Genomic DNA, 7,806 nt, shown 5'->3' with positions numbered 1-7,806 from the left:
CCCCCGGACCCCCGCTCCTCAATCGCCGGAGGGGCTTGAGGAGCCTCTCGCCCACCGAGGGGCTGAACTTGAGGTGCCTCTCGCCCGCCGAGGGGCTGAAGACGCCCCTCGCCCGCCGAGAGGCCTGAGATGCTCCTTGCTCACCGAGGGGCCTGAACTGGAGCCCCCATGGACCTGGTCATCCGTAACGCCCATGTCGTCGACGGCACCGGCGCCCCCCGCCGCCGTGCCGATGTGGCCGTCGCCGACGGCCGGGTCGCCGAGATCCACCCCGAAGGCGCCCCCGGTCCGCGTCCCTCCGCCCGCCGCACGCTCGACGCCGACGGGCTCGTCCTCTCCCCCGGCTTCATCGACATGCACGCGCACAGCGATCTCGCGCTGCTCCGCGACCCCGACCACAGCGCCAAGGCCGCGCAGGGCGTCACGCTCGAAGTCCTCGGCCAGGACGGCCTGTCGTACGCCCCGGTCGACGACCGGACGCTCGCCGAGGTCCGCCGTTCCATCGCCGGCTGGAACGGAAACGGCGACGACATCGACTTCGACTGGCGCACGGTCGGCGAGTACCTGGACCGGCTGGACCGCAACTTCGACGGCCGGGGCATCGCCGTCAACGCCGCCTATCTGATTCCGCAGGGCACGGTCCGGATGTACGCGGTGGGCTGGGAGGACCGCCCGGCCACCGGGGCCGAGCTGGAGCGGATGAAGGAGCTCGTCGCCCAGGGCATGGCGGAGGGCGCGGTCGGCATGTCGTCCGGGCTCACGTACACGCCCGGCATGTACGCCGACGACGCCGAACTCACCGAACTGTGCCGGGTGGTGGCCGGGTACGGCGGCTACTACTGCCCGCACCACCGCTCGTACGGGGCGGGCGCGCTCGGCGCGTACGAGGAGATGGTGCAGCTCACCAGGAACGCGGGCTGCGCCCTCCATCTCGCCCACGCCACCATGAACTTCGGTGTGAACAAGGGCAGGGCCCCCGAACTGCTCGCCCTGCTCGACCACGCCCTCGACACGGGCGCCGACATCTCCCTCGACACCTACCCGTACACGCCCGGCTGCACGACCCTCGTCGCGCTGCTGCCGAGCTGGGCGAGCGAGGGCGGGCCCGAGGCGGTGCTCACCCGCCTCGCCGACGACGCCACGGCGGACCGGATCCGGCACGACATGGAGGTGGTGGGCTCGGACGGCTGCCACGGCGTGCCGATCGAGTGGGACACCATCGAGATCTCGGGGGTCGGCGCCCCCGCCCTCGCCGGCCATGTCGGCCGCACGGTGGCCGACTCCGCCCGGCTGCGCGGCGAGACGCCCTGGGCGACCGCGCGCAGGCTGCTCGTCGAGGACCGGCTCGGCTCGACGATCCTCCAGCACGTGGGCCACGAGGAGAACGTGCGGCAGATCATGCGCCACCGGGTGCACACCGCAGGCAGCGACGGCATCCTCCAGGGCGACAAGCCGCACCCGCGTGCCTACGGCACCTTCCCGCAGTATCTCGGGCGGTACGCAAGGGAGTTGGGCACCCTGTCGCTGGAGGAGTGCGTCGCCCACCTCACCTCGCGCCCCGCGCACCGGCTGCGTCTGGCCGACCGGGGGTACGTCCGCGAGGGCTACCGCGCCGACCTGGTCCTCTTCGACCCGGAGACGGTGGCGGCGGGCTCGACGTTCGAGGAGCCGCGCACACTGCCGGTCGGCATCCCGCACGTACTGATCGACGGCCGGTTCGTCATCGAGGACGGGCGCCGCACCCAGATCCTGGCGGGCCGGTCCGTCCGGGGAACAGGCGGCGCCCGCGGAACGGGGAGCGCCCGGGGCGGCCTATGAGGGTTCCTGCCCCTCCCCCGCCTGTTCCTTCGCCCAGGCCAGGTCCTCCTCGGTCGGGGCGTCGTCCTGGGTGAGGCTGCGCCGCCAGTAGCCACTGAACTCCACGGCCTTCCTGGCCAGCCCGCGCTCCTCGACCAGGTGGCGGCGCAGGGCCCGTACCGCCGCTGCCTCACCGGCCAGCCACGCCGCCCCGGAGCCGGCGGGCAGCCGGGCCGCCCGTACCGCGTCCGGCAGCGATCCGCCGCGCTCCCGGTGCACCCAGTGGACGGTCACATCGGCGTCCGAGTCCAGCGGGCGCTCCTCCGCCGCGTCGGCGACCTCGGCCCAGACGAGCGCCCGCGCGCCGGCCGGCAGCGACTCCAGCAAGGTCCCGATCGCGGGCAGCGCCGTCTCGTCGCCGGCCAGCAGCAGCCAGTCGGCGGTGGGCAGCGGCCGGGCGTACAGCGACGACGGTCCGACCATGCCGAGCACATCGCCGGGGCGCGCGTCCCACCCCCAGCGAGCGGCGGGCCCGCCGTCGCCGTGGAGCACGAAGTCGACCGCCATCACATCCAGTCGGCGGTCGTACCCGCGGACCGTGAAGCTCCGCAGCAGTGGCCGCTCGGGCTCGGGGATCGCGAGGTACGCCTCGTACCACCGCATGCCGTACGTGTCGTCGGCCTCCGGCTCGGGCAGCCGGGGCACGTCCTGCCCCGGCCTCGGGAAGCAGAGCTTCATCTGCTGGTCGGGCCGGTCCTCCATGAGCTCCGCCAGCGCGTCCCCGGCAAAGGTGATGCGTGCCGTGCGCGGAGTGATCCGCTCCACGCCGACGACCCGTACGTACGACACGGTCAACGCCTGCCCCATCGCGACTCCCGCCTTCTCCGGTTCCCCGGCTTCGCCGGCTTCTCCGGCTGATACTTTACGTCGTAAGGAATTGCTCGGCGAAGTTACTTTATGACGTAAGGAGTCGCAAGTGGTGGTCTTTGCCGGACAGGGCGACGCCCGCCGTTCGATGGCCCTGCTCTGGCGCGCCGACCGGCCGGAGCAGCAGGCCCGGCGCCCCGGCCCCGGCCCCAGGCCGGGGCTGAGCGTCGACGCGATCGTGACCGCCGCGATCGCCGTCGCGGACGAGGAGGGCATGGCCGCGCTCTCGATGCGCGCGGTGGGCGAGCGGCTCGGCCGCACGGCGATGGCGCTCTACACCTATGTGCCCAGCAAGGGCGAGCTGCTGGACCTGATGTACGACGCGGTCCACGCCGAGCTGCCCACCGGGTACGACGCCACCGGCGGCTGGCGGGCGGGCCTGACCGAGTGGGCGCGGGACGGACTCGAATTCCACCTCCGCCACCCCTGGGTGCTCCAGGTCTCCCAGGCCCGCCCGGTGCTCGGCCCGCACGAGTACGCGGGGCTGGACACTCTGGTGCGCCTGCTGAACGAGACCGGACTCGAAGCGCACCTGCTGCGGCGGCTGGTCGGCACGCTCTCCCACTTCGTGCGCGGCTGCGCCGGGACGGTCGCGGAGGCGCGGCAGGCGGCGGCGGTGACGGGCGAGTCGGACGAGGAGTGGTGGTTCGCCCGCTCGGCGCTGCTGGGCGAGGTGGCGCCCGACTTCGCGGAGCGCTATCCGAACCTGGTAGCGATGGAGGCCGGCTCCGCGCCGCAGCCACCGGCCCCGGCGCCGTACGGGGAGGCGGTGCCGTACCTGGAGCGGGAGGCGAGGGAGACGTTCACCGCCGGGCTCGGGGTACTGCTCGACGGGATCGAGGCGGCGGTCCGGCGCACGGCGAAGCCGTGAACCGCGGGCCGTGAACACGCCGATCGCCGCCGCGGCACCCGGTGGCGGGCATCGCGGCGGCGACCTGACTCACCGGGTCACGATCACGGCTTGGGCAGGTCACACCCCGCACGGTCGAGGTCGAACTTGTTGCCGGTGCCGATGCACGGCACGATGCCGTACGTCTCCTGGGCGTAGTTGATGCCCTCGCGCACCGTCACATCGCCGTTCTCGTCGACCTCGCACGGGTTGTTGTCCGTGCACTCCTGGCCGTCCTCGTTACCGGTGTTGTTGACGGCGACGACCTTGCCGGTCGCGTTGTCGATCACCGGAGAACCGGACGTACCGCCGATGGTCTGGCAGGCGGAGGTGTAGCGGACCGAGTCCTTCCAGGTCCACTCGCCCTCTTTGAGGCGGTAGACGAAGCCGTCGACGTTGCAGGAGTAGGTGCGCTTCCAGTAGCCGGACACGACGGTGATCGCGGTGCCCTGGACGGGGTGCGCGGTGTTGAGCTCCAGCGCCTTGATGCCGTAGGTGCTCTCGATCTGGGCGTAGGTGCTGGTGAGTTCGTACACCGATATGTCGGTGTCGGTCATCGTCCCGTACGCGATCTTGCTCGCCCGGAGGGTTCCGACGCCGCTGCCCGAGGCGTTCAGCAGGGTGAAGCTGCGGGTGGACGGCTGGTCGAGGACGACCTCACCGGGGCCGGGGAATCCCGACTCCATGCAGTGCCCGTTGGAGAGCACCAGCGCGGGGTCGTCGGGCTGGGAGTCCGGGGTGCGGACGACGGAGCCGGAACAGTTGCTGAGCGCCACGGTTCCGGCGAAGTTGACCGCCTTGGGCCGGGCCTTCTCCTTGACCGCGGCGGGCGACGCCGCTTCGTGGCCGGTTGCTGCGGTTGCGGGCGCGATGCCTGCCCCGAGGAGCAGAACAGCGAACAGCGCACCGACGAGAGGCTTCTTCATGTGGGGGTCCCCTCAAGTGACCTGGGCAGGGGCCCGATGGCTCCCGCCCACCGAAGTTGCCTTCGGATTTGACATGCGCATGTTGGCGCACTGAAGGGGCTCCCACAAGGGGCGGTTTCAAGCCACCACTCCCGGCCGACCGACGTCGACCGCACTCGGGGGCGATGCCCGACCCTGCCGTGCAGGTCGCGGGCAGCCCGACGATGCCGCGCACCGCCGAGAAGCAGGCCGTCGGCACGGAGTCACCGACTCCGCACCTGTTCCGGTCACTGACGGGGCGTCACCCGGTCCAGGGCCGCGGTCACGAGGGCACACCGGCACACGGGCATGAGGGCGCGACGGCACGACAGGTGTGGTCGGCCTGCTCACCCGATGAGCCGCACGGCTACGCGGCCTCCCTCGCCGCCGCCTCCCTCGACAGCTGCGCCGCCTGGCGCAGGCTCAGCCCCGGCTCGGCCTTGCGGAGCGCCTTGACCGCCGCGACCGCGTCGAGCGGGCCCTGGTGGCCGGCCGCCCTGATCCGGTGCCCCGCCCAGCGGCCCCGCAGCTCCGCGTCCGGTACGCCGGCCGCATCGGCGACCACGGCCAGGGCCCGCTCCAGGCCGGGGCGTTCTTCCGCGCCCGCGGTCTCCAGCGCCTGCCGGAGCGCCGCACCGATGGCTTCCGCGTCGCGCACCACGACCACGGCCAGATCCTGCTTTCCATTTCCGATCATGAGATCAGGCTCACCCGAAAGAGGCCCCTTCACACACGAATTGAGCCGCATCTGAGGTACGCAGGAGGCGACCGGGCCCGGACGGCCGCCCGGCCGGCCCCACTGCGTACCGTCGGGGGCATGACTTCCGACCGCGACCGCCTGCCCGACCTGGATGCCTACCTCGCCCGCATCGGATGGACCGGGGAGCGCCGGCCCACCGCCGGCGTACTGCGCTCCGTGCACCGGGCCCACGCGCTGGGCATCCCCTTCGAGAACCTGGAGCCGGTGCTGGGACACGCGCCCTCGCTGGCGATCGCGGACCTGGAGGCGAAGCTCGTACGCGGCGGGCGCGGCGGGTACTGCTACGAGCACAACACGCTGCTCGCCGCCGCGCTGACCACGCTCGGCTTCCGGATCACCCTGCTCTGCGCCCGGGTCGTGGTGGGGGCCGGGCCCGGGGACATCCGGCCGCGCACGCACATGCTGATGCTGGCCGGGGTGCCGGGCGAGGCCACGCCGTACCTGGCGGATGTCGGCTTCGGCTCCCCCGGCGCGCTGCTGGAGCCGATCCCGCTGGTCGCCGGCGCCGAGCTGTACGACACCCCGCGACGCCACCGGCTGGTGAACACCCCGCACGACGGGCCGCTCGCGCAGTGGGAGCTCCAGGCGCACACCGCCGACGGGGCGTGGGAGCCCCAGTACGCGTTCACGCTGGAACCCTTCGAGGCACCGGACTACGAGGTGATCAACTGGCACATCGCGACCAACCCGCGCTCCCCGTTCTCGCGCCGGGTGTACGCCCAGCGCACGACCCCGGACACCCACCTCTCGCTGACCGGCCGCACCCTCACCGTCACCGCGCACGACGGCACCCGTGAGGAACGCGAACTCGCGAACGGCGACGAGGTGCTGCACGTACTGGCGGCCGACTTCGGCATCCGCCTCCCCCCGGACACCCGACTGCCGGAGTAGAGGGAGAGGGCAAGCAGAGAGGGAGCGGGAGCAGAGGAGACCGGGGGCACTGAGGGCACTGAGGGGGACGCTCGTGGCGCATCTCACCCGTCCGCGTCCGTCACGCCCGGATTCCACCGCATTCGAAGCCCCGCCCCCGTCCCCGCCCGGCGTTCCCACGGTCGCGGACTGTGGGCACATGGCTATGGAAGACGGGGGGATGCGGCGGGGATACCCGGGTGGGGCAACCGGGAGGGAAAGCCCGGGCAACCGGGGCAACGCGGTCGTAAGCTCCCTGGCATGCAGGTCATCCAGTCCACGAAGCTCGCCAATGTCTGTTACGAAATCCGGGGCCCCGTTCTGGAGGAGGCGATGCGGCTGGAAGCGGCCGGACACCGCATCCTCAAGCTGAACACCGGCAATCCTGCCGCGTTCGGGTTCGAGTGCCCGCCCGAGATTCTTGAGGACATACTGCGCAACCTCTCCGGGGCGCACGGCTACGGCGACGCGAAGGGGCTGCTGTCCGCGCGGCGGGCGGTGATGCAGCACTACCAGACCAAGGGGATCGACCTCGACGTCGAGGACATCTACCTGGGCAACGGCGTCTCCGAGCTGATCCAGATGTCGATGCAGGCGCTGCTCGACGACGGGGACGAGGTCCTCGTACCGGCTCCGGACTATCCGCTGTGGACCGCCTCGGTTTCACTGGCCGGTGGCACGGCCGTGCACTACCGGTGCGACGAGCAGTCCGACTGGATGCCGGACCTCGCCGACATCGAGCGGAGGATCACCGACCGCACCAAGGCCCTCGTGATCATCAACCCGAACAATCCGACGGGCGCGGTGTACGACGACGAGATGCTGCGCGGGCTGACGGAGATCGCCCGGCGCCACAACCTGGTCGTCTGCTCCGACGAGATCTACGACCGGATCCTGTACGACGGGGCCACCCACACCCCGACCGCGACGATCGCGCCCGATCTGATGGTGCTCACCTTCAACGGGCTCTCCAAGAACTACCGGGTGGCCGGCTACCGGTCGGGCTGGCTGGCGGTCTGCGGTCCGAAGGCGCACGCCTCCTCGTACATCGAGGGGCTGACGATCCTCGCCAACATGCGGCTCTGCGCCAACATGCCCTCGCAGCACGCCGTGGCCACCGCGCTCGGCGGGCGGCAGTCGATCGAAGACCTGGTGCTGCCGGGCGGGCGGATCCTGGAGCAGCGGGACACCGCGTACGAGCTGCTGACGCAGATCCCGGGCGTGACCTGCGTGAAGCCGAAGGGGGCGCTGTACCTCTTCCCGCGCCTGGACCCCAAGGTCTACAAGATCAAGGACGACCGGCAGATGGTGCTCGACCTGCTGCGGGCCGAGAAGATCATGGTCGTGCACGGTACCGGGTTCAACTGGCCGGAGCCCGATCACTTCCGGGTGGTGACGCTGCCGACGACCGAGGACCTGACGGACGCGGTGAGCCGGATCGCGCACTTCCTGGACGGCTACGGCCAGCCGTAGCGGCCGGCCGGCGGCCTGTCGCCGGGGATTCCGCGGACACCAGAATCGATGACAAACAACTTTAGACTGAATCCAAGGTAGGATGGTCCCACTGCAACACCAGGAGG

The 7,806-nt window shown here is 71.6% G+C and carries 7 protein-coding genes; 4 read left to right on the top strand and 3 right to left on the bottom strand.

The window, feature by feature from the left end; translation table 11 throughout:
* Window positions 1-168: 168 nt before the first annotated feature.
* On the top strand, window positions 169-1,818 hold the full coding sequence (locus AADR41_RS29545; protein ID WP_342284504.1) for an N-acyl-D-amino-acid deacylase family protein: 1,650 nt from the start codon (window positions 169-171) through the stop codon (window positions 1,816-1,818).
* Here the strand turns inward: AADR41_RS29545 and AADR41_RS29540 are convergent.
* Complete coding sequence (locus AADR41_RS29540) at window positions 1,813-2,664, bottom strand: siderophore-interacting protein (RefSeq protein ID WP_342284502.1); 852 nt, start codon at window positions 2,662-2,664, stop codon at window positions 1,813-1,815. The genes AADR41_RS29545 and AADR41_RS29540 overlap by 6 nt on opposite strands.
* A gap of 109 nt (window positions 2,665-2,773) precedes the next feature.
* Between AADR41_RS29540 and AADR41_RS29535 the strand changes: the two genes are divergently transcribed.
* Entirely contained in the window at window positions 2,774-3,595 is an 822-nt protein-coding gene (locus AADR41_RS29535) for a TetR/AcrR family transcriptional regulator C-terminal domain-containing protein (protein WP_342284500.1), read from the top strand.
* A gap of 83 nt (window positions 3,596-3,678) precedes the next feature.
* Here AADR41_RS29535 and AADR41_RS29530 read toward each other — a convergent pair whose 3' ends face one another.
* Together AADR41_RS29530 and AADR41_RS29525 are read right to left on the bottom strand one after the other, a co-directional pair.
* Window positions 3,679-4,539, bottom strand: a complete 861-nt coding sequence (locus tag AADR41_RS29530; protein WP_342284498.1) for a S1 family peptidase — start codon at window positions 4,537-4,539, stop codon at window positions 3,679-3,681.
* Between the two features lie 385 nt (window positions 4,540-4,924).
* On the bottom strand, window positions 4,925-5,254 hold the full coding sequence (locus AADR41_RS29525; RefSeq protein ID WP_342284496.1) for a hypothetical protein: 330 nt from the start codon (window positions 5,252-5,254) through the stop codon (window positions 4,925-4,927).
* Window positions 5,255-5,374: 120 nt separating this feature from the next.
* On the opposite strand from AADR41_RS29525, the gene AADR41_RS29520 reads away from it, so the two are divergent.
* Window positions 5,375-6,208 (top strand): arylamine N-acetyltransferase family protein, encoded by an 834-nt coding sequence (locus tag AADR41_RS29520; protein WP_342284495.1) that lies wholly within the window; start codon window positions 5,375-5,377, stop codon window positions 6,206-6,208.
* Between the two features lie 279 nt (window positions 6,209-6,487).
* Entirely contained in the window at window positions 6,488-7,699 is a 1,212-nt protein-coding gene (locus tag AADR41_RS29515; RefSeq protein ID WP_342284494.1) for a pyridoxal phosphate-dependent aminotransferase, read from the top strand.
* Window positions 7,700-7,806 lie beyond the last annotated feature (107 nt).

The sequence above is a fragment of the Streptomyces sp. CLV115 genome, assembly GCF_038448545.1.
GTDB lineage: Bacteria > Actinomycetota > Actinomycetes > Streptomycetales > Streptomycetaceae > Streptomyces > Streptomyces sanglieri.
The sequence above is the reverse complement of the archived record's forward strand: the minus strand, read 5'-3'. Positions and strand labels throughout refer to the sequence as shown.

Bases quoted from the DNA above. Each gene is read 5' to 3' on its own strand.
- AADR41_RS29545 (WP_342284504.1), top strand. From the start codon at position 169: ATGGACCTGGTCATCCGTAACGCCCATGTCGTCGACGGCACCGGCGCC.
- AADR41_RS29540 (WP_342284502.1), bottom strand. From the start codon at position 2,664: ATGGGGCAGGCGTTGACCGTGTCGTACGTACGGGTCGTCGGCGTGGAG.
- AADR41_RS29530 (WP_342284498.1), bottom strand. From the start codon at position 4,539: ATGAAGAAGCCTCTCGTCGGTGCGCTGTTCGCTGTTCTGCTCCTCGGG.
- AADR41_RS29525 (WP_342284496.1), bottom strand. From the start codon at position 5,254: ATGATCGGAAATGGAAAGCAGGATCTGGCCGTGGTCGTGGTGCGCGAC.
- AADR41_RS29520 (WP_342284495.1), top strand. From the start codon at position 5,375: ATGACTTCCGACCGCGACCGCCTGCCCGACCTGGATGCCTACCTCGCC.
- AADR41_RS29515 (WP_342284494.1), top strand. From the start codon at position 6,488: ATGCAGGTCATCCAGTCCACGAAGCTCGCCAATGTCTGTTACGAAATC.